Source organism: Paenibacillus sp. J5, from assembly GCF_054955055.1.
On the sequence record NZ_JBUEDD010000004.1, the window covers coordinates 199,826 to 221,930 of the forward strand.

Annotated in this window: 21 protein-coding genes; 16 read left to right on the top strand and 5 right to left on the bottom strand. The window is 53.9% G+C overall.

The features are described 5' to 3' along the window. Window positions 1-6: 6 nt before the first annotated feature. The gene (locus tag ACY1JZ_RS08330) at window positions 7-1,833 is read left to right on the top strand and encodes a tyrosinase family protein (RefSeq protein WP_462628831.1); all 1,827 of its coding nucleotides are present in this window, start codon (window positions 7-9) and stop codon (window positions 1,831-1,833) included. Continuing rightward, entirely contained in the window at window positions 1,833-2,576 is a 744-nt protein-coding gene (locus ACY1JZ_RS08335; protein WP_462628832.1) for a hypothetical protein, read from the top strand. Before ACY1JZ_RS08330 ends, ACY1JZ_RS08335 begins: the two co-directional genes overlap by 1 nt. A 166-nt stretch (window positions 2,577-2,742) precedes the next feature. Here ACY1JZ_RS08335 and ACY1JZ_RS08340 read toward each other — a convergent pair whose 3' ends face one another. After that, window positions 2,743-3,915 carry an ROK family protein gene (locus ACY1JZ_RS08340; protein ID WP_462628833.1) on the bottom strand — a complete coding sequence of 391 codons (1,173 nt, stop codon included), beginning with the start codon at window positions 3,913-3,915 and terminating at the stop codon, window positions 2,743-2,745. Between the two features lie 428 nt (window positions 3,916-4,343). On the opposite strand from ACY1JZ_RS08340, the gene xylA reads away from it, so the two are divergent. Together xylA and xylB are read left to right on the top strand one after the other, a co-directional pair. Continuing rightward, window positions 4,344-5,657, top strand: a complete 1,314-nt coding sequence (xylA, locus tag ACY1JZ_RS08345; protein WP_270165342.1) for a xylose isomerase — start codon at window positions 4,344-4,346, stop codon at window positions 5,655-5,657. 151 nt (window positions 5,658-5,808) lie between these two features. Next, the gene (gene xylB / locus ACY1JZ_RS08350) at window positions 5,809-7,305 is read left to right on the top strand and encodes a xylulokinase (RefSeq protein WP_462628834.1); all 1,497 of its coding nucleotides are present in this window, start codon (window positions 5,809-5,811) and stop codon (window positions 7,303-7,305) included. Between the two features lie 378 nt (window positions 7,306-7,683). Here xylB and ACY1JZ_RS08355 read toward each other — a convergent pair whose 3' ends face one another. Further along, window positions 7,684-7,869, bottom strand: a complete 186-nt coding sequence (locus ACY1JZ_RS08355) for a type II toxin-antitoxin system antitoxin (RefSeq protein ID WP_270165340.1) — start codon at window positions 7,867-7,869, stop codon at window positions 7,684-7,686. 14 nt (window positions 7,870-7,883) lie between these two features. Then, the gene (locus tag ACY1JZ_RS08360; RefSeq protein WP_270165339.1) at window positions 7,884-8,750 is read right to left on the bottom strand and encodes an SPFH domain-containing protein; all 867 of its coding nucleotides are present in this window, start codon (window positions 8,748-8,750) and stop codon (window positions 7,884-7,886) included. A 233-nt stretch (window positions 8,751-8,983) separates the two neighbouring features. On the opposite strand from ACY1JZ_RS08360, the gene ACY1JZ_RS08365 reads away from it, so the two are divergent. From ACY1JZ_RS08365 to ACY1JZ_RS08375, 3 genes are read left to right on the top strand one after another with little or no spacing between them, the layout of a single operon-like run. Then, window positions 8,984-9,703 carry an ABC transporter ATP-binding protein gene (locus ACY1JZ_RS08365; protein ID WP_462628835.1) on the top strand — a complete coding sequence of 240 codons (720 nt, stop codon included), beginning with the start codon at window positions 8,984-8,986 and terminating at the stop codon, window positions 9,701-9,703. Next, complete coding sequence (locus ACY1JZ_RS08370) at window positions 9,703-10,953, top strand: ABC transporter permease (RefSeq protein ID WP_462628836.1); 1,251 nt, start codon at window positions 9,703-9,705, stop codon at window positions 10,951-10,953. The genes ACY1JZ_RS08365 and ACY1JZ_RS08370 overlap by 1 nt, the downstream gene beginning before the upstream one ends. A gap of 33 nt (window positions 10,954-10,986) precedes the next feature. After that, a complete protein-coding gene (locus ACY1JZ_RS08375) occupies window positions 10,987-11,328 on the top strand; it encodes a hypothetical protein (RefSeq protein ID WP_270165336.1) in 342 nt (113 codons plus the stop codon). A gap of 68 nt (window positions 11,329-11,396) precedes the next feature. On the opposite strand, the gene ACY1JZ_RS08380 is transcribed toward ACY1JZ_RS08375, so the two are convergent. Further along, a complete protein-coding gene (locus ACY1JZ_RS08380; protein WP_270165335.1) occupies window positions 11,397-12,668 on the bottom strand; it encodes a BaiN/RdsA family NAD(P)/FAD-dependent oxidoreductase in 1,272 nt (423 codons plus the stop codon). A 174-nt stretch (window positions 12,669-12,842) separates the two neighbouring features. On the opposite strand from ACY1JZ_RS08380, the gene ACY1JZ_RS08385 reads away from it, so the two are divergent. The 9 genes from ACY1JZ_RS08385 (at window position 12,843) to mutY (ending at window position 20,760) form a co-directional block, all read left to right on the top strand. Continuing rightward, window positions 12,843-13,565, top strand: a complete 723-nt coding sequence (locus ACY1JZ_RS08385) for an HAD family hydrolase (RefSeq protein WP_462628837.1) — start codon at window positions 12,843-12,845, stop codon at window positions 13,563-13,565. 7 nt (window positions 13,566-13,572) lie between these two features. Next, window positions 13,573-14,400 carry an alpha/beta hydrolase gene (locus ACY1JZ_RS08390; protein WP_462628838.1) on the top strand — a complete coding sequence of 276 codons (828 nt, stop codon included), beginning with the start codon at window positions 13,573-13,575 and terminating at the stop codon, window positions 14,398-14,400. Between the two features lie 220 nt (window positions 14,401-14,620). Beyond that, a complete protein-coding gene (locus ACY1JZ_RS08395; RefSeq protein WP_270165330.1) occupies window positions 14,621-16,276 on the top strand; it encodes an ATP-binding protein in 1,656 nt (551 codons plus the stop codon). 77 nt (window positions 16,277-16,353) lie between these two features. Beyond that, on the top strand, window positions 16,354-16,482 hold the full coding sequence (locus ACY1JZ_RS08400; protein WP_270165328.1) for a hypothetical protein: 129 nt from the start codon (window positions 16,354-16,356) through the stop codon (window positions 16,480-16,482). 148 nt (window positions 16,483-16,630) lie between these two features. After that, complete coding sequence (locus tag ACY1JZ_RS08405) at window positions 16,631-17,065, top strand: BrxA/BrxB family bacilliredoxin (protein ID WP_270165327.1); 435 nt, start codon at window positions 16,631-16,633, stop codon at window positions 17,063-17,065. A 10-nt stretch (window positions 17,066-17,075) separates the two neighbouring features. Next, window positions 17,076-17,885: an NAD(+) synthase gene (gene nadE, locus ACY1JZ_RS08410; RefSeq protein WP_462628839.1), complete on the top strand. Its 810-nt coding sequence runs from the start codon at window positions 17,076-17,078 to the stop codon at window positions 17,883-17,885. Between the two features lie 108 nt (window positions 17,886-17,993). Then, window positions 17,994-18,395: a holo-ACP synthase gene (acpS, locus tag ACY1JZ_RS08415; protein ID WP_462628840.1), complete on the top strand. Its 402-nt coding sequence runs from the start codon at window positions 17,994-17,996 to the stop codon at window positions 18,393-18,395. 64 nt (window positions 18,396-18,459) lie between these two features. Then, window positions 18,460-19,293, top strand: coding sequence for a helix-turn-helix domain-containing protein (locus ACY1JZ_RS08420; RefSeq protein WP_462628841.1), 834 nt, complete (start codon window positions 18,460-18,462; stop codon window positions 19,291-19,293). 39 nt (window positions 19,294-19,332) lie between these two features. Continuing rightward, a complete protein-coding gene (mutY, locus tag ACY1JZ_RS08425; protein ID WP_462628842.1) occupies window positions 19,333-20,760 on the top strand; it encodes an A/G-specific adenine glycosylase in 1,428 nt (475 codons plus the stop codon). A 139-nt stretch (window positions 20,761-20,899) separates the two neighbouring features. Here the strand turns inward: mutY and ACY1JZ_RS08430 are convergent, their stop codons facing one another. Beyond that, on the bottom strand, window positions 20,900-21,514 hold the full coding sequence (locus ACY1JZ_RS08430) for a superoxide dismutase (RefSeq protein WP_270165322.1): 615 nt from the start codon (window positions 21,512-21,514) through the stop codon (window positions 20,900-20,902). Between the last annotated feature and the right edge of the window lie 591 nt (window positions 21,515-22,105).

Here is a 22,105-nt window from a genome sequence, read left to right on the forward strand (position 1 = left end):
GTTCGTGTGTCTGACATCAAAATTAAAGAACTAAACCGCCAACTCGAGAAGTTGTTTGAGCATTCTGCTGCTGTCGTTCAGCATGTTTCTGATGGTGAAGCGGAGTCTTTGATGCCTGACGAAGAACAAGTAGGCTTGAGCCGTGCTGAGAGCAGAAGAGTTGCCATGGAGCATTTCTCGCCGTTCAATCTGAATCAAATGGACATCGCTGTTCAATTTTTGAAAAAATATGAGAATATCATAAACGCTGCTCTTTCGGAAGAAGAAGGAAAGCAACAGATGGTTCAAGCCTTCTCCCAAGATTGCTCCCAAAGCAACAAACCAGCCGCGTTGTATGGAATGACCTTGTTATTGATTCACCATCCCGAGCTGAAGCTGAATCTGCCAGTATTGGAGAAGCAGTACCCCCATTTATTTCAAACCAAGCATCGTCAACAGCCAATGGAGCAAGAAACGTTCGGTACCGATGAGAGAACGGTACTGGAGACAGGAGTCCAGACTTCTGAGCGGGATATTAGGCAGTTCCGAGAAGATGTATTGCTGAATGAGCATCATCTGCACTGGCATGCCGTCTATCTTAATGATCGAGTGCTTGACCGGGGGGGAGAAATGTTCTTGTATATGCATCGCCAGATGCTCGCCCGTTATAATGCCGAACGTCTGTCTGTAGGTCTTGAAGAAGTTGTTCCCTTTAGCGACTATAATGGAATTGTGGACACTGTGCATCCTGACGGAGAAGGAAAGAGAAGGCTCACAGGAGATCAAATCGATCTTTTAACACGCGGGAGAGATGCATTGCTTGCTAAACTTCCACTTTACTTAAAAAAGCCTGAGAAGGCAATTGATTTGTTGGGAAATGACACGGAGCCGAGACGTTCAAATGAACCGGAAAACAGGGATACTAATCTTAACTTTCACGGAGAAGGACATATGGCTGTCGCAGATTTATCTCTTGAAGATGAAATTATGGGCCACCCGGCGACCGCTTGCCGACATCCTTTTTTTTGGCGGTGGCATAAAGAAGTGGATCAACTCTATCATAAACTGGCAAGCCGCTTGCCTGCGCATCGCTTTAATGACAGCCCTGAGGTGAGAATGAACCATATTATATTATGTAGGGAAGACGGGCTGCCGCGTGAAGGGGATTTGCGGCAGCTTGCTACGGTTGCATTCGCAGACTGGGATTCGCAATTTACTGATGGGGTTTTTCAAGCAAATGGACCTTCCATTACGACAACCTGCGAATTGCATACATCCTACAAATCATATCAGGAGGTCACCTATTTAACCCATAGCGGCTTTGCCTATTTTATTCGGGTGGAAAATCTGTCCTCAAGGGAATTGAAGGCAGCAATCCGAATCTTCATTGCACCGAAGCAGACGAAAGCGGACTACCGTTCTTGGATAGAGATGGATAAGTTTGTTGCAACGCTTGCTCCGGGAAAAAATATCCTTTATCAGAACGCACGCGAGTCCTCTGTAGTAAAAAAGCCAGCTGTAGAAATGCCCTCAGAGAGCAGGAATGCGGACAAAAGTGAATGCCAGTGCGGCTGGCCATATACGTTATTATTACCCCGCGGCAATGAGGAGGGGATGGAATTTGAAATGCTGGTCATGCTGACAGACTGGGAGGAAGATCAACTACAAGAGAGCACCTGCGGCTCCATAAGCTTCTGCGGAGTGGCCAATGCCCAGGATCGTTACCCAGATGGCAGGCCTCTTGGCTATCCCATAGATCGTCCGGCATTACCTGATCTGCAAACCGTTCTTGCTACTAACCCCCATATGGCTACCCGAAGCTTCACGATCCGCCACCTGGGCTGGGAAAAGTAATGCGCATCGATATTGTTCGAGGCACAGACAATTATGCTCTGAACAGTCTACGCCAGTGCCTAAGGCAAGTATTAGCGCAGCAAAACAAGCTTAGCAACTGGTCAGAATGGATGGTTGGTGACCGAAGAATGCCGTCTTACATTAAGAGAAGAGGTCGACAAGGGTTATATATTAACGGGGTGATGGTATGGAAGCTCGCTGACAATATGCCGGATCCCTCCCCCTCTTTGCTTGGTGAGAAAATCACTGAATTGTCCCATTGTCCGGAGCCTAAGATAAAGAGGAGAACATCGTACCACTTAGCCACTTCTGTATTGCCAGCGATCGGCTTGATGATACTTCCCAAATGCGCGATATGCGGTTCTGTATATATTGGGCTTATGGAGTGGGTTGGGTTGAGCTTCAGCTACCTACCAGATCGTCCCTGGCTGCTGCCGCTTATGCTGCTGATGATGATCATATCAGTTGCTTTAATGGCAGTCCATGCTCGCCAGCGGCATGGTTTTGCTCCAGTTGCTCTGGCTCTGTTGTCCTCTCTTCTAATGATCGCCGGAAAACTTAACAACAGTAATGAAGAGCTGTATTTCGGTGGAGGGGTACTGTTGGCAGCAACGATCTGGAATATTACGCCCTGGCAAAGCGGCAAGAAAATAGAAGCAAAATTAAAGGCTTGGAGAAATAAGCAATGGGAATCTCTTCAGAAGAGCATCAATGTGCTGTGTGAAAAAATAATGATGAAGTGAATCGAGATAATATTAAAAACGGAACAAGAAACAGCACCTGTGATCAATCGACGCAGTCATGCAGCGATTACATCACTCGCCGGGATCTGCGCGCGGTGCGAGATAGGCACAGCAAACTAGAGTCCATGAAATCAGTACCTGAAGGAGGAACAGCGCAGCGTCTGCTTTATTGTTCCCCTTCTTTTATTTTGTGCAGGAAAGCACTGATCGCGAAGTAGGCTGCACCGCGGACGGCGGACTGCTCGCCCAGCTCGGCAAATAAAATGCGCGCATTGCGGCGGTGATAAGGCAACGCCCGGTTATTCACGGTTTCAGTTAGCGAGGGTTCGATCCAGCGGCGGGCGCGGCTTATCCGGTTGCCGATGAGCACAACATCAGGATTAAAGACATTCATAATATTGGCGATGCCAATCCCGAGATAGCGGCCAATGCCCGCAAACAGCGAGATGGCGTCCTCATGCCCCTCATCCGCCGCCTGCAAGAGCGCTGACAGGCGGGTGTAGCCTAATCCCAGCTCCGCCGCCTGAGCGAGCAGTGCATTCTCCGAGGCATACAGCTCCCAGCAGCCGCGGTTGCCGCAGCGGCACTGGCGTCCCGCCTGATCAATCGAGAGATGTCCCAGCTCCCCAGAGAAGCCTGATGCCCCCTTGTACAGCTCCTTGTTCAGAATGATGCCTGTACCGATCCCGATGCCGACACTGACATAGATCTGGTTAGCGATGCCGCGGCCCGCGCCGTAGCGCTGTTCGCCCTTGGCACCGGCATTGGCCTCATTATCGATAATAACTGGCAACTGGTAACGCTCCTCCAGCAATCGGCCCAGCTCGACCTGCTCCCATTCGAGATTGGGCGCCAGCAGCATCGTTCCCGACCCGTCGACGATGCCGGGCACACCCAGCCCGATGCCTACAATGCCGTAATCGCTGGCAGGAGCGAGGGCAGTCAATTCCTCTATGCAACTGTACAGCTCTGGCAGAACAGCGTCGAGCACGGTCGATTCCAGTGTTCGCTCTGCCTCTGCCGTAATCTCGCCTGCCAGATCGGTCAGTACGCCGCGGATGTAGTTAACACCCAGATCGATGCCGAGGGCATAGCCGGCTGTGCTGTTGAACAGCAGCATGACGGGCTTGCGTCCGCCGCTTGATTCCCCCGTACCGATCTCGATGACCAGATGGCGGTCCATCAGATCCTGAACGAGGCTGGACACGGTGGCCTTATTCAGTCCTGTCCGCTCGGAGATGGCTGCTCTGGAGAGCGGCGCCTGCTTGATAACGGCATCCAGCACAAGCGCAGTATTGATTTGTTTGATAAGTGCGGTGTCGCCGGTTCGTTTTCGCATCGTGTTGATAAAGCCCCCGTCCTTGTGCAATACATAATTGCTATATGGAAATTTAGTTGTAGTTTATATCCAACGTGTTCATGTACAACGCTCTCTATCCATCACCTCTGAGGTGCGAACCCCATGCTGATGTAAGCCGCTGTATCCTATGTAGAGGTAGTATACCACAAAATACTTCGTTCGTTTAATAAACAAACAAATAGACAAATTCCGCAATGGGGCGCAAGCAACTAACATTTCACAGAGTGGTGGCGGCCACATCCGCCTGAACCGTGCTAATTTCATTAAAACACATATCGACACGAATTATAAATATTTTCGCATAATCTTCGTTTGTTTAATAGACAAACTAAGTTGATTGATGTTACAATAGAGCCAGCAAGTGATGAAGCCAACGCTTATATTCACGATGAGGAGGAATTGAGACGATGACTTTTTTTAAGAACATTGGCAAGATTCAATATGAGGGCAAGGGTTCTGACAATCCACTGGCCTATAAACATTATAATCCGAAGGAAGTTGTGCTTGGCAAAACAATGGAGGAGCATCTGCGTTTTGCAGTAGCATACTGGCATACCTTCACAGCCAACGGCTCCGATCCGTTCGGTGTTGGAACCGCTGTCCGCGCTTGGGATAACCTTGATCCGATGGATAAAGCGAAAGCTCGCGTCGAAGCGAACTTTGAATTTATGGAGAAGCTGGGCGTACCTTACTACTGCTTCCATGACCGTGATATTGCACCAGAGGGCGCTACACTGCAAGAGACGAACGCGAATCTTGATGTGATCGTTGGCCTGCTGAAGCAAGGCATGAAGGATACTGGAGCCAAGCTGCTGTGGAACACGGCGAATATGTTCAGCAACCCGCGCTTTGTACATGGCGCAGGTACGACAGTAAATGCTGATGTGTACGCTTACGCTGCGGCACAAGTGAAGAAGGGTCTTGAGGTCGGCAAGGAGCTGGGCGCAGAAAACTACGTATTCTGGGGCGGACGCGAAGGCTATGAGACGCTACTGAATACCGATATGGCGCTGGAGCTGGATAACCTGGCGCGCCTGTACAAGATGGCGCTTGCCTATGCGAAGGAGATCGGCTTCGACGCCCAATTCCTGATCGAGCCGAAGCCGAAGGAGCCTACCAAGCACCAATATGATTTTGATGCTGCAACAACGATTGCATTCCTGCAAAAATACGGACTGCAAAACGATTTCAAGCTTAACCTGGAAGCGAACCATGCGACCTTGGCTGGTCACACCTTCGAGCACGAGATCCGCGTAGCTGCTATTAACGGCATGCTGGGATCGCTGGATGCGAACCAAGGCGACCTGCTGATCGGCTGGGATACCGATGAATTCCCTACCGACCTGTACTCGACGACACTGACGATGTATGAGATTATCCGCGCTGGCGGTATCGGACGCGGCGGTATCAACTTCGACGCGAAGGTACGTCGTGGCTCGTTCGAGGACGATGATTTGTTCCTGGGTCATATCGCAGGTATGGACACCTATGCTTGGGGATTGAAGGCAGCGGCGAAGATGGTCGAGAGCAAGTTCTTCGACAACATCTTGAACCAGCGCTACCGCACCTTCTCCGAAGGCATCGGCGCTGACGTGGTGTCGGGCAAAGCGACATTGAAATCGCTGGAAGAGTACGCGCTGCAAAATAATCCAATCGTCAATGAATCCGGTCGTCAAGAGCGCATCAAGCTGATGATCAATGAAATCATCTATAGTGTTTAATTATTAGATCGCTAATTGAACCAACATTTGAATGGATATACCAGCACGATGCGGCAAGCATCTGCTGACATACATCGCCGGGGCTGCTCGCTTGGAGCAGCCCCAGTTGGCGAATCTAGGCCCATCGCGGACATGAGAGGAGTAGTCGGCTATGTCATATGTAATTGGGATTGACTTGGGGACAAGCGCGGTCAAGGCGCTGCTGGTCGACCGCAGTGGAAATGTGAAGGCGGAGGCTTCGCGCTCCTACGAGCTGCAGCATCCGCATTCCGGCTGGAGCGAGCAACGGCCGGAGGATTGGGTGGAAGGTACGATTGCTGCAATTGCTGAGCTGGCTGCTGGACTTGGAGCCGAGGCGCAGCAGATTGAAGGCATCAGCTTCTCCGGGCAAATGCATGGTCTAGTGCTGCTGGATGACTCTAACGTACCTGTGCGTCCAGCTATTCTATGGAATGACACGCGCACAACCGAGCAATGCCGCGAGATCGAGCGGACATTGGGAACCCGCCATCTGGAGATTGCCCGCAATCCGGCGCTTGAGGGCTTCACGCTGCCCAAGCTGCTATGGGTGCGCCAGCATGAGCCAGAGGTGTTCGCGAAGGGGCAATGCTTCGTGCTGCCGAAGGATTATGTGCGCTACCGTCTGACGGGCGAGATTCATATGGACTACTCCGACGCTGCGGGCACGCTGCTGCTCGATGTAGGCAGCAAACGCTGGAGCAGCGAGCTGCTGGCAGCCTTTGCGCTGGATGAATCGCTCTGCCCGCCGCTGGTAGAGTCGCATGCCTGCACCGGCACACTGGTGCCAGAGGCTGCCGAGCGTACCGGACTTCCGGCCTCTACACGTGTATTTGCCGGCGGCGCCGACAATGCATGTGGCGCAATCGGCGCAGGTATTCTGCAGGAGGGCGTGACGATGGCGAGCATCGGCACATCGGGGGTAATCCTGTCCTCTGAACAGGATAAGGAGAAGAACTATGAAGGCAAGGTTCACTTCTTCAATCATGGCAAGGAGGATGCCTACTACGCGATGGGCGTGACACTGGCTGCTGGCTATTCGCTTAGCTGGTTCCGCAACACGTTCGCGGCCGGGGAATCCTTTAATGATCTGCTGGCAGGCGTTGGCGATATTGCTCCAGGTGCGAATGGTCTGCTCTTCACTCCTTATCTGGTCGGTGAGCGGACACCGCATGCGGATTCCGTCATTCGCGGCAGCTTTATCGGGGTGGACGGGTCGCATAAGCGGGATCATTTTGCGCGGGCAGTGATGGAGGGCATTACGTTCTCATTGCATGAATCTGTCGACATGCTGCGCCAGGCAGGCAAACAGATTGACAAGATTATCTCCATCGGCGGAGGTGCGCAGAATCCGGTCTGGCTGCAAATGCAGGCTGATATCTTCGGCGCTACAGTTGTCGCCCTCGAGAATGAGCAAGGACCGGGCATGGGGGCGGCGATGCTGGCAGCCTATGGCTGCGGCTGGTTCGACAGCCTCGAATCCTGCGCGTCTCAGTTCGTGAAGGAGGGAGCGGCGTATGAGCCTCAGTCTGAGGCAGCCGACACCTACGCGAAGCTGTTCCCGATCTATCAGCAGGTATACACGCAGACACGCGGGCTGAACGAGGCGCTGAGCGCGTTCAGGAAATAGTCTGCAAGCGCATAGCAGAAGTATCCCGTGGTCTTTCAGCCGGCTGGAGCTTCATGCTATAGGCACGCAGCATCAACGATTGGTTAGCAGGAATGCAAGGCGCTATGGCTGCATAGCAGGTACGTTACAGTCCTGGCTATGTACATCAATAGGGGATGTCCAGAAGGTCAGTGGAAGCTGACGGCTGGACATCCCCATTTTTTGTATCTGCGTGAATCGGCTAGACGTGGCGGCTCCATGAGCGCTTGGATATCTACGGCAGTATGGCTTCAATCGGGCATTATCCGCTGGAGCCAGACGCCTCGGAGCCCCATGCCTCGCGGCGATCTGTGGTGCATCGTGCTGCGCTGTCTGAAGACACCTGATCGGTCTCCTGTTCTATTCACTGTCCTCCTGCGGGGGCGGATAGAGCTGCTTGAGCCGACCCGCCTTGCGGGCGGCCTCGCGCAGCAGAAACTCGATATGCGCGTTGACGCTGCGGAACTCGTCTCCTGCCCATTGCTCTATAGCCCGGTGCAGCTCGGGGTCAAGACGCAGAGCGAATGCTTTTTTTTCCTTAGCCATTGGCTATCGTCCGGTTAGTTGTACAAGGTTCCGGTATTGATGACTGGCGTGGTGCCCCGTTCGGACACGATAGCCACCATCAGATTGTTCACCATGGCTGCACGCCGTTCGCCGTCAAGATCAATGCCCTTATCCCTCAATTGGCGCAGCGCAGCGTCAACCATCGTTACTGCGCCCTCCACAATCTTCTGCCTGGCGGCTACGATCGCCATCGCTTGCTGGCGCTGCAGCATCGCGCTGGCAATCTCCGGCGAGTAGGCCAGATGTGTCAGTCTCGTCTCCAGCACCGTGACGCCTGCGACGATGAGTCGTTGCTGCAGCTCGTTCAGCAGCTCTGCAGCGACCTCGTCCGAGTTGCCGCGAAGCGTCAGCTTCACTTCCTCCGAATATTGGTCGTATGGATAGTGGGCGGCGATGTGACGAATGGCCGTCTCGCTCTGAATCTCAACGAACCGCTCGTAATTATCCACATCAAACGTGGCTCTTGCTGTATCCTCGACTCGGAAGACGACCACTGCGGCAATCTCGATCGGGTTCCCTTCGGCATCATTCACCTTCAAGGTATGGCTGTTGAAGTTGCGGACCTTCAACGATATTTTCTTACGGCTGGATAGCGGGACAGTGAGCCAGAAGCCATCCTGTGATAGCGTCCCGATATATTTGCCGAAGAAAGTGACGATCTGCGCTTCATTGGGCTGGATGATGGTCAGACCGGAGGAGAGGAGAGCGCCGGCACCAATGAGCAGCGCAGCAGCCACGACAATGGCGGGATTCAAAGTGTCGATATTGGCTCCCAACAGAGCGGCAGCGGCACCCCACAAGATCAGTATCAGTATAATGGCTCCGTATCCAGTGATCTGCCATGCTTTACGTTCTTTCATCTGAACACCCCTTTGCATAATTGATGATATTCTTGTAATATAAATATGATATCACTTTATGAAATAATTTACAACCATGAGACAACAGAAACATGTTGTACGTTGCTTCCATTGGAGGACAACGTTAGCCTGAGCATGGCCACATCAACAGGCTGCAAGGTGAAGCAAGCTACTGACAGCAGTATGACGTTTAATGACCAGCCTAACGTTGAACCAGCAGAAGGAGGGGGAGCATGGATAGAACCAGGCACAACAACGTATTGAAGGTGAACCTTAGGGAGGCAGGCTATGAGCAGGGCAAGGCGGTTATTCGCAATGTCCAGCTCCAGGTGCAGAGCGGAGAGCTGATCGGCCTGATCGGGCCCAATGGCGCGGGCAAGAGCACAACGATCAAGTCGATCCTCGGTTTGATGCCTTATCTCCAAGGCGAGATAGAGTTGGGGGGCGCGAACCGCCGCTATGCATATGTGCCGGAGCAGCCGGTGTTGTATGAACATTTTACACTGTGGGAGCATCTGAGATTAGCGGCCTCCGCATACGGAATGCGTGAGGAGCAATTCGAGGAGCGAGCGCTTGAGCTGCTCGAACGCTTCCGGCTGTCCGGTGAGCGGCATCATTATCCGGTCAAATTCTCAAAAGGCATGCAGCAGAAGCTGATGTTGATTATCGGCTTCCTGCTGGAGCCGGATGTCTATATTGTGGACGAGCCATTCGTAGGCCTGGACCCGCGGGCGACCGGGGATTTTCTGGAGCTGCTGGAGGCGGAACGGGTGAGAGGAGCCGGGGTGCTGATGTGCACGCATGTACTGGATACGGCGGAGCGGATCTGTCAGGGGTTCATCTTAATTAATGACGGGACGGTCGTCGCGCAGGGGGGACTGGATGAGGTGCGTGTACAGGCAGGCAGCAGCAGCGATGCGAGTTTGTTCGAGTGTTTTCGGAGGCTGACCTGATGGCAGGAGCAGGAGGAAGACAGGAGATGCTGACGCCAGATCGGCTGTCTCTGCTGCGGCTGAGGCGGTACTATGCCGAGCAGTACAAGGTATGGAAGCAAGCACTGGACTGGACGGTATGCCTGTACCTGATCGTGCCGGCGCTGGTCATCGGTGGCGGGCTGTATATAGAATGGCTGGATGAGCCTCCAGCCTGGTCGCTGCAGGTTCCATGGTCATTGTTGCCAGTACTGCTGTTCTTGTATATGCTGCTTAGTCCGTTGCGGACCTTTGTCGAGGAGGCTGACAAGCTATTTTTGCTGCAACGTCCGGGCTGGATCAATAGACTGAGAGGCTGGGGCATGGTCTACACCGCTCTGACTGATGCGATCCTCTATGCGCTAGTGCTTGGACTTCTGTTTCCGTTCCTAACTGGGGTGCTGGAGCTGTCAGCAGCATCGCTGCTCTGGTGCTGGCTGTACACGGTGCTGGTATCCCTGCTAGTGAAGGTGGCGCAGCGTCAGTGGCTGGAGGGACGGCGTGGCTGGCGGAGCAAGCTAGCCGTACTCATGGTTCAGGCGCTGCTAGGAGCTATCTATGCTGTGCCGCTTGCAGCCCTGGCGTACCAGCCGATGTTGCTGGCAGGAGCCGTGGCGGTCGTTGTAACTCTACTAGCGGCTATTGTCCGCTCGCGCCTTCGTTCCCGGGGCAGCTTCGAGCTTGACATGCTGGCCGAGCGTAGCGCCCGCTTGTTCAGCACAAGCCTGCTCATGAGCCAGGTCGTAGAGAACAGGAAGCCGCTGATCAAGATGAAGCGCCCATTGTTCTTTCCACGATCGGGGCGATTATTCAAGTCGCAGGACGGCGGGGCGGTGCTGGCGGAGCTGCGGATAAAGGCATTTATTCGCAGCGGCGACAAGTTGTGGACTTGGGTAGGGTTTATCAGCTTAACCTCCCTCGCATTGCTGGCGCTGCCGCCGCTGCTCCGTTGCCTGGTCGTCCCGGGTTTTATCCTGCTTGGCATGTACTGGCAGTCGCTTCATTGGAAGGTCTGGACAGAGGAGCCGCTCCTGAAGCAGTTCAAATGGGAGGAGCAGGCACTCAGAAGAGGACGAGCGCTCTCCAGATTCTGGATGATTGCTCCTGCTACCCTGGTCTGGTCTATTGTGGCGGGTATGGGGCTGGGCGGTGCCGCTGTAGTATGGCTGCCGGCAATCGTGCTGCTGATATGGTATAGCAGTAATAGAACAGCGTTAAAACGGGCAGACTAGATTCATAGCTATTCATGATTAGAGGAAGAGGGGATGACATTGCATCCATCGGGTAGCATTGGATTTGAATTCTCTGACCCGCATAGCGCGAGCCTTGCCTGGAGCATGCTCAGGGAGCTTGGCTATGTGCCGGATCGGGTGGGCGAGCGGCATGTGCAGTTGGCGCTGCAAAGCGGGGATCTGATCTCTGCGTTGGAGATTGCTATGTCCTACGGCGGACGTCTGCTGGAGCGAACGGCTGGCGATGCCTATGAAATGAACGATACCGCATATGAGCTGGATCAAGTGTCGATCTCGATCCCGGCACATATGGTCAATGAGGATTGGGTCATGACGGAGGAAGAGAGCGGGAGCAACGGTGTACTCGAAGTATAGTGACTGCCAGAACGGGCTGTCTCCAGCGGTTTAGAAGCCGCTGGCGGCAGCCCGTTCCCTTGTCACTGTCAATGGGCGTTGGCAGAGCGGAGCGCGGCGCTCCTCCCGGCTGTGTAGCCAGTCGAGAAGGCAGCCGTAATATTGTAGCCGCCGGTATATCCGTGAATGTCCAGAACCTCCCCGCAAAAGTACAAGCCGTCCATTCGCCTGGAGGCCATCGTCTTCGGATCAATCTCCTTCAGATTCACGCCACCCCCTGTTACAAAGGCATCCTCAATCGACAGCGTGCCATAGACGCGCACCGGGAAATGCTTGATCAGACCTGCTAGCTCCTGCCATTTCGCACGCGGTACATTGTCATAAGTCAACTGCTCGTCCAGTCCGGCGCGAGCCAGCAACAACGGAACCAGACGCTCGGGCAGCGCGTTTTTGAGCACATTTTTCACTGCCTTCTTCGGTTCCTCCCGAATCATACGCAGTGTTTCCTGCCCGACCTCATCGCGGCTGTAATCCGGCATCAGATCAATGGCGACGATAACGTTCCTCTCCCCTGACTTCTTCAATTCCTTCCCTACGAACTGGCTGCAACGCAGAGCAATCGGCCCGGACAGGCCGAAGTGGGTGAACAGCATATCGCCACGGTGCCCGACAATCTTCTTGCCCTTGGCGCTCCAGACGGACAGCTCCACATCCCGCAGCGACAGCCCCTGCAGCTCCTTGGTCTGTATGAACGGCTCGTTCGAGGTGAGCGGTACCTCTGTTGGGAACAGCTCTGTGATGGTGTGACCCGCCTGCTCTGCCCACGGATAGCCATCTCCGGTTGAGCCGGTCTGCGGCACCGACTTGCCCCCGGAGGCGATAACAACGCATGTGCTATGGACAATCTGGCCGGATTTCAGCCGCACGCCTTTCACAGCCCCCTGATCGTATAGCACCATCTCGACCGGTGAGCGCACCCAGATGTCGACCTGCTGCTTCCTGACCTGACCGATGAGCGCGTCGACGACCGTCTTTGCCTTGTCGGATACAGGGAACATCCGGCCATTATCCTCCTCCTTCAGCTTAATGCCCAGTCCCTCAAAGAAAGCGATAATATCCCGATTCCCGAATTGACCCAGCGAACTGTACAGAAACCGCCCATTGCCCGGTATATGGCGAATCAGCTCATCCAGCTCCTTGGCGTTCGTGACGTTGCACCGCCCTCCGCCTGATATGCCTAGCTTGCGTCCCAGCTTGTCGCCCTTGTCGAGCAGTAGCGTCCTAGCGCCTTGCGCGCTGGCGGCGATCGCGCTCATCAGTCCTGAAGGCCCGCCGCCGATAATGATGACATCATAATTCATGGTTATCCCTATGCCTTTCACATTTTCATTCTTTTAGTTTACACCGCTTGGCATTCGTGGTAAACGTTAAGTATACCGTGTTGAGCGGCCCTTCGCTGGCTGCGCCTGCTTGAGCAATGCGCGGCGGCTTAGGGGGACGGAACTAAACTATCTAGACATAGGTGAGGGCAAGCGATGAATGAAGTGAAATTGCTGTTGTTTGATCTGGACGATACGTTGTTGCATATGGACGATTATTGGGGCAAGAGCATGTATGAAGCGTTCGCATCCTTTCCTCTTACGAAGGACATCGGGATGGAACGGCTGTTTCCTGTCTTTATGAAGTACGACCAGGAGCTTCATGAGCTGTGGATGGATGGCACCATTAACGGCAAGGAATTCCGGCTGATGAGATTCGTCAAAACGCTGGGGGAATTCGGTCTGTCGGTTGGCGCGGAGGAATCGGATGCGTTCGAGCAGTGGTTTCGGACAGTCCGTGCTGCATATATTCCTCATGACCCCCATCTAGTGGAGCGGCTGCAGCAGTGGAGCAAGCAGTGGAGCCTGGCGATTCTGACGAATGGCACGTTCCGGGATCAGCACGATAAGCTGTATCGGATGGGGCTGGGAACGCTGTTCAAGGAGGACAATGTGTTTACCTCTGAGGAGATGGGATTAGCCAAGCCAGCGCGCGAAGCTTATCTGCATGCAGCGGCTTCAATGGCGTGTGAGCCAGATCAAGTGTTGTTCGTCGGGGATTCCTGGCAAAATGATGTGGCTGGCCCGATCGCAGCCGGCATGCGGGCGATCTGGTTTAACCGCGGGGGCAAGGAGCTGCCGCCAGCCGAGGTGACGCCAGAGGCGGTCATTCGCGGTCTTGATGAGCTGGAGAGCTACATGAAGGAACGTTGGAGGTGAGCTGCAGATGCAGCATCAGGAGTTGGAGCTGGCAACGGCAGACGGGCAGCGACTCTATGCGCAGCAATGGCTGCCGCAGGGCATAGACATACGCGGAGTCGTCTGCCTCGTACATGGTATGGGCGAGCATAGCGGGCGCTACCATGGTGTTGCCGAGGTATTGACAGCGGCGGGCTGGATGGTGATGGCGCATGATCAGCGCGGGCATGGGCGATCGGGTGGCAAGCGCGGCCATGCCGAGGTGTCACTGCTTACAGAGGATGCTGTGGCGCTGGTCAAGCTGGCGGAGGAGCAGCAGCCTCATGTACCTCGCTTCTTGTATGGTCATAGCATGGGAGGAAACGTAGCACTCAGTTGTGCACTGAGGCGCCAGCCGGCGATTGCAGGGGTAATATTGACCAGTCCTTGGCTGCGTCTGGCATTCGAGCCGCCGGCTCCCAAGCTGTGGGCGGGCGGGCTGATGTCACGGATGTGGCCCTCCTTCTCCTTGTCGACAGGGCTGCGGGAGGTAGCGCGCGCGCAAGGTCTGAAGGAGAATATTATGGCGGATGAGCTGTCACATGATCGCATCTCGGCGCGCATGTTCTTCTCGCTGTATCAGGAGGGCGAATGGATGCTGCGCCATGCCGCGCAGCTTCAAGTGCCGCTGTTATTGGTCCATGGGAATCAAGATTATATTACCTCGCATGCGGCTAGCCACATGATGGCACAGACGGCTCCGGGCTGTACCTTCATCTCCGTTGCTTGCCCGCAGCATGAGCTCCACCATTCCGAACGCAAGGAGGAGCTCTTCGGCGCGTTGCTGAAATGGCTGGAGCAAGTGGCAGAACAGTAAGGCTGCAGAGGCGGGCTGCTGGATGACGGCGGTGCCGCCTTCTTCTTGTGCAGAGGCTATGCTGGCAACACATTTCTACACATTCTGACACGGGGCGGCATGGTTATATAAAATGAGAACGGATAACGCTCGACGCTTCGATTATTGTCAAATATCGTTACGTATGCTTTAATCGGTATTAGCAGGATTTTACAAATTGAAAGGAGGAGACCGTTATTTCGTGTGGAAGGATGTACTGTTGCAGGTGATGATCGCGTTAATGCCGGTTTTCATTTTCCAAATGTGGTTCAATCGGCTGGAAAGGTCGAGAGGCATTCCGATGTTTCTAGGCGGGTTCTGTCTGGTCGCCATGCTGCTGGGTATGCTCGTTTCCGTGGAAGACATTGAGGAGTATCATACAGGCTTTCATATGGTACCGTTGCTATTGGGTGCCCTGTACGGCGGGTTTCCGGTGGCGGTGGCGATCACAGTCTCCAACCTCGCAGTTTTGGCAGTACTGATTTCTGATTATTGGGATTATTTGCGATTTATCGGCATGTTGTTTGTAGCTACCCCATTGATCCTGATCGCGACCCCCAGGTTTAAGTATAAGGAAAAGGCGGACAAGCTCAAGCTGGTTACGGCTCTTGGGAGTGTCCTGCTAATCATCTATCAGGGGCTGCACTCCATCAAGGTTGTGCAGAGCGGGATAGTTAGGGATGATCAGTATATTGGGCTGCTGCTGCTATCCTGTATCGGATTCCTGCTGCTGATATGGATTTCGGTCGGTTTGATCGAGAGTGTGATAGAGAAGCAGCAGTTGCAGTATCAATTGCGGCATATGTCTACCAATTACCGTAATGAGGTGCAGAAGCTTCAACAGTTTATTGACATGATTCCAATGGGAGTCGTCATCGTCGATGCCAGGGGCATCGTGACTCATCTGAATGATCTGGCACTGGAGGCTGTGAGTGGGAATCGGAATGCCAGGGAGCCGTCGGAACTGATCAGCCAGCCGATTGCCCAGCTCAGCGATACCTTTTTGGAGGAGCCTCCGGGCAAGCTGCTGTCTAATGCGCTGGATGGCGGCGAGGCAGCCTCTCAAGTCGTGGAGATCGGCAGTAGAACATACATAATTACAGGCTTTAGTGTCCGCGATCTGCAAAGCCAGGAGATCATCGGCGCTACGCTGCTGTCACATGACATAACGGAAATATCCCAGTTAAGGGATGAGTTTGGACGGATGGAGCGGCTTAGTCTTGTTGGTCAGATGGCGGCGAGCATTACGCATGAAATTCGCAATCCGATGGCGGTCATCCGCGGCTTCATCCAATTGATGAAGGAGCGGAGCCCGGAGCATCAGCGGGAATATTTCCGCATCGTAATGGAAGAGCTGGATCGGGCTAATGCGATTATTAGTGATTTTCTATCTCTTGCACAAAATCGGGTCGTCCATAAGGAGAAGACCTCGCTTAATGATATTGTGAATGAACTGGTGCAATTGCTCTGGGCGGATGCTAATCTGCGAGGGCAGACCATCGAGGTGGAGCTGGATGAGCGGCTTCCGCTGCTGGAGCTGAATGACAAGGAAATTAAGCAGTTGATATTGAATCTGGCACGCAACGCCATGGAGGCGATGGGCAATGATGGATTGCTAAGTCTTCGCACCCGCACTCGTCCGAATATGGTGCAACTGATGGTGGCAGATAATGGCTGCGGCATTCCGCGGGAGAAGATGGAACGGCTGTTCGAGCCGTTCTACACGACGAAGACGAGAGGAACCGGGCTCGGCTTGCCATTATGTCTGAGCATCGTTGAGCGTCATCAAGGTCAGATTGATGTGACGTCACAGGAGGGAGAGGGCACGACATTTACGGTGTCCTTCCATGTGTCCTAAATGGCAAGGAGGGGATAAAGCAAATAGCATAGCTTGCCCATCAAGGGCGCATAATAGGCGCAAGGGAGGCGATATAATTGCGTACATCTAATCCGGGCAGACCTAACGAGCTCGCTCAGGAGAAAAAGGCCGCCCCTGCCGGCAAACAGCCGGAGCAGGCTGGCTTCGACAAGAAGCTGGATGGACCGAACCGTCCATCTACGTAGCATCCTCTGACCGCTTGCCCATTCTGGCAGGCGGTTTTTTGCTTTGCTTTCATCTTTGTTGAAGAGTATAATAATAATTAAAATCTAAGAATGATTTAAAATCCATATTTGTGGAAAATTTTTAAAACTATAGCAGGGAGTGTGGGATATGTCGATGTCTTTTGAGCGATATATGTTGGATATGGTTCAGCCGATGAGGGATGAGCTGACACGTCTTGGAATTACAGAGCTTCGCACAGCCGAGGAGGTAGAACAGAAGCTTCCGCAGGCAGAAGGAACAGCATTAGTGGTCGTCAATTCCGTATGCGGCTGTGCGGCTGGGCAATGCCGTCCGGGCGTTGCTGCTGCGCTGCAGCATGAGAATAAGCCGGATCATCTGTTCACTGTGTTCGCCGGGCAGGATAAGGAAGCGACTGCGCAAGCGCGCGAGTATTTTGCTCCATATCCGCCTTCGTCGCCATCCATTGCCTTGATGAAGGATGGACAGCTTGTCCACTTTATTGAACGTCACCAAATTGAGAATCGTTCGGCATCGGAGATTGCAGAGGACTTGACTGCGGCCTTCGATCGCTACTGCAATTAAGAGGCCGCTTATGAGCTTACAACAAGAGATTATTAAGCGGCTTGGTGTGAAGCCGCAGATCGATGCGGATGACGAGATTCGCAGACGGGTCGATTTCCTGAAGAGCTACGTGCGCGATGCGGGGGCGACCGGCCTGCTCATTGCAATCAGCGGAGGAATCGATAGCGCAGTTGCCGCCGGCTTGTGCAAGCTGGCGACCGATGAGCTGTCTGCGGAGTACGGTAAGGAGTACATGACGTTGGGTGTGTTCCAGCCTTACGGCACACAGGAGGACATTCATGACAGCTACGCTGTTGCCAAGGCATTCGATCTGAAGCATGTCGTGGAAACCAATATTGAGGATGCCGTCACTGAAATCGTGCTGGAAGTGGAGCATGGCTTCAAGACGCTGGGAACGCCGCGCCATATTAGCCGTGGCGGCAAGGGCAATGTGAAGGCCCGTACACGGATGGTTGTGCAGTATGCCCTTGCATTTGACTATAATCTGATTGTTGTTGGAACCGACCATGCTTCGGAGGCGATCACTGGCTTCTATACGAAGTGGGGCGACGGCGCAGTCGATGTGACGCCGCTCTCTTCACTGAACAAGCGTCAGGTGCGCCAGCTTGCTGCACGCCTCGGGGTGCCGGATAGTGTGCTGTATAAGGCGCCTACGGCCGGGTTATGGGAAGGTCAGACCGACGAGAATGAGCTGGGTATCAGCTACGAGGATAACAGCGATTATCTCGAAGGGAAGGAGATTGATCCTGCCGTTCGTGAGAAGCTGGAGAAGCATTATTTGCGAACTGAGCATAAGAGAGCGCCGATACCAGGCATTTAAAACCTCTGGGAGCCCCCAGGGGTTCTCTTATTTACTAATAAGATGTAATAAGATGTTGCAGCTTTCGCAGCAATGATATGCACTGCGGGAAGAATGGGGGAAGCTTGAGTGATTGGCGGGATCGGCCATGATTTGACGGAGGTGGATCGCTTTCGATCCGTATTGGCAGGCTCCAAGGCACAGCGCTTTCTGGAGCGCATCCTTACCGCTCGCGAACGTGAGCATGCGCGCAGCAAGGAGGGGCGGCTTGCAGAATTTGTCGCCGGACGCTTCGCCGCCAAGGAGGCGGTGGCCAAGGCGCTGGGCTGCGGAATTGGTAAAATAATTAGCTTTACAGATATAGAAGTATGGCCCGATGATAAAGGGAAACCGTGCATTCAATTATCGGCAGGGGCATGGGAGCGGCTCGGACTCTCGCCCCGGACGACCTGTCTTCATGTGAGCATTACACATGAACGTTCGCTGGCCTCTGCCTTCGCCATTGTGGAGCAACGGCAGGAGTGCGACTGATCCCATGTTGCTTAGGGCGATGCCGGCTGAGCAGTACACCAAATACTCGTTATGGGGAGGCTCAATGACAACAACGTACAGACAAATAATGAAGGGCTTATTCCAGCAGTTTGAAGTAGACAATGTAACGGCTGTCTGCATTCAAGCCTCTTCTGGCTGGGAGGAGGATTGGGGATGCCCTGATTTTTGCCGCTTTGTTCTGGTGGGACAGGGGGAAGCGACCATTGTGCTGGGTAAGGTGAGCCACGTCATCAGACCAGGACAATTAATGCTTGTGCCTGCCGGGATGCAACAGAAAGCGGTCTCTACTACAGGCGATCTGCAGCTATTTATCGGCAACCTTCGCGGCTTTGTGGGCAACGAGCTTTTTTTTAAGACGATGAACATGCCCTATCGCGTCCGGCTGCAGGACAGTGGCCAGGCAATCGAGCTGTTTCAGAAAATGATTCAAGCTCAGCAATCCACTAAAGTCCCCAATCTGCTGAGGGTGAGAAGCGCTCTGCTAGAACTGCTGGCCTGCTACCTGGAAAGCCCGGATATGAACATGGATGAGCTGGGTTATGGATCGGAGGCGGGTCAACTGAATCTGGTGCTTGATTACATTGAAGCTCAGCTTGACCAGTCGATTCATATCGAGGAGCTGGCACGGATTGCTTGTCTCCATCCGAATTATTTTATTGATTTTTTCCGAGCCAATATAGGTGTTTCCCCGATCCAATATGTTAATAATCGCCGACTGGAGCGGGCCAAGGCATTGCTGAAGGACTCGGATGTGCAGGTTGCCGATATTGCCAAGCAGGTAGGCTTGCAAAATCATTATCTGTCCCGTCTGTTCAAGCAGCAGACGGGCTTGACACCTAGCCGCTACCGCAAGCTGTACAGAAAGAATACCGATTAAAGATGTCTGAACGCCTCAATCACAAAAAAGGAATGTTGTATGATGGATGCCAAAAAATTTTTTAGCAAGGAGCTGCTGTCCTGGTTTCATATCCACAAGCGCACGCTGCCATGGCGGCAAAACCGTGACCCCTATCGCGTGTGGGTATCAGAGATTATGCTGCAGCAGACGAGAGTGGATACTGTCATTCCATATTATGAGCGGTTCATGGCGCGCTTCCCGACTGTCGCTGCACTGGCAGCGGCGCCTGAGGAAGAGGTGCTCAAATGCTGGGAGGGACTAGGCTACTATTCGCGTGCTCGCAATCTGCAGGCTGGAGCGCAGGAGGTTGTGGAGCGCTATGGCGGCGTCATCCCGGATGATGCGGAGGCAGTGGCTGGCCTCAAGGGGATCGGACCTTATACGCGCGGAGCCGTTATGAGCATTGCGTTCAATAGGGCAGAGCCTGCTGTAGATGGCAATGTGATGCGGGTGCTGTCCCGATACTTCTGCCTGGAGGATGACATTGCGAAGAACAAGACGCGCATCCAGCTCGAGAAGCTGGCGGTATCGCTCATTCCCGACGGTCACGCGGGCGACTTCAATCAGGCGCTCATGGAGCTGGGCGCACTCGTCTGCACGCCCAAGTCGCCAGGCTGCCTGACCTGCCCGGTTATGGAGCATTGTGCGGGGCGTCTTGCCGGCAAGGAGCTGGTGCTGCCGATCAAGACGAAGGCCAAGCCTCCGCGAGAGGAGCGACGGCTGGCGGCGATCGTGGAGGGGAGCGGCAGCCAGACAGGCAAGGTGCTCGTCAGGCAGCGACCCGAAAGCGGGCTGCTGGCACGGATGTGGGAGCTGCCTCATGTGCTGGATGGAGCGGCCGGTGCAGAGAGCAAGCCGGCTCGCGGCCGCAAGCGCACGGTGCGGACGAATCGTCCGCAGGAGCACACGGATGCACTGCCAGAGCAAGAGGTGCTGCGGATGGAGCGGCTTGGTCTGGCGCTGGCTGTGGAGTCGCGGCTGCTTGCAAGGCCGCTGGCACACTGGATGGAGGCAGAGCATGTGTTCAGCCATATCATATGGAAGCTCGATATATACCGCTGTGAGTTCGGCTTTGTGCTGGAGGAGGAAGAACGGCAACGGCTTGAGCATAGCTATGAGGTAACCGCTCGCGGTGAGATGCTGGCGAGCGAGGCGCCATCCAGCTATACGCTGCACCGGCTTGACGGAGAGTATCCAGGCACGGAGGATGCAGGTAGCTGGGCGTACACTGGAAGGGCTTCTGGGCTCCCAGACGAAGCGCTAACGGCTGCTGCGGGGATTGCAGCAGGGACATGGACCGAAGTAGAGGCCGAGGAGCTGCAGGAGGAGCGCCAGCAGCAGTTGCCGGAGGGCTACCGCTGGATTAGCAGGGAGGACATGAATGAGCTGGCCTTCCCCAATGTATTCCTGCGCATTCTGAACAGCTATTGGGAGCAGCAGTCATAACGTTAGATGACAGGTGCGTGGGGGAGAATGATTCCTATGCGGGTACCGCCTGATCTGCCATGAAGAAAGCCCCCGCGAGGCAGCTCTATGCAAAAGCTGCCTCGCGGGGGCTTGTACTATATCTGTGGTCAACGCCAGCTTACTTCACAGCAGCTTCGTAGCGCTTGCCCACTTCAGCCCAGTTCACTACATTCCAGAATGCAGCGATATAATCCGGGCGTTTGTTTTGATATTTCAAGTAGTAGGCATGCTCCCATACGTCCAGGCCGAGGATTGGGGTCTCGCCTTCCATAATCGGGCTGTCTTGGTTCGGCAGGCTGTATACTTTCAGCTTGCCGTCCTTGGATACCGCCAGGAATGCCCAGCCGCTGCCGAAGCGAGTTGCTGCTGCTTTGGCGAAGTCTTCCTTGAACTTGTCGAGGCCGCCCAGCTCGCTGTCGATTGCTGCTGCCAGTGCGCCTTCAGGAGCGCCGCCACCATTGGGGCCGATTGTTTCCCAGAACAGGGAATGGTTCGCATGTCCGCCGCCATTGTTGCGAACCGCTGTACGGATCGCCTCAGGAACGCTCGCCAGATCAGCGATCAGCTCGTTAATGGATTTGCCTTGCAGCTCAGGAGCGGATTCCAGTGCTGCGTTGAGGTTGGTTACATATGCGTTATGGTGACGCCCATGATGAATTTCCATCGTTGTTGCGTCAATATGTGGTTCAAGAGCGTCAGTTGCATAAGGAAGTGCAGGTAATTGATGTGCCATGATTATTAAAACCTCCCAATCAATTATGTAGTTATTCAATCCCAATTATACCTCTTCATTTGATAATAAAGCAACAATTATGTTTATAAAGTAAACTGCAGCTTTACAAATCAGAGGTTGGTGTCATGAAACCATGTACCCGCCATAGTGTGCCATGAAGCAGGAAGAACTATGCAATGCTATCGCAAACCGCTATAATATGGCAATAAGCTGCAATATACAAAGCGAATAAAAGCGACTATAATAGCAATACGAGGAAAAATGAGAAATCATCAATTTTTGTTACGAAAAAAGAAGGATTTCGTAAACTTATGTCGTATTTTTTAAATTCTAAGGGTATGTGTAGGTTTTGTAGTGTAAGCAAGTACCGCTGCCACGGCTAAGACGGAGGGCAGCCATTTGCGCTGGCCTTAAGGGAGCTCGCGCTGCCAGACTGCATGGTAGTGCGCAGTGAAGGGGTCAGGCCGTTATTGTGGGAGAGTCAGGGAGGACAGGCTGCCTGAGACTGTCCGAGGAGCCGGAGCATTGTAGCGCAGGTTGCAATGCATGCTGCCAGGCAACAATTCATGCTTCAAAAGTCTTACGTTAGAG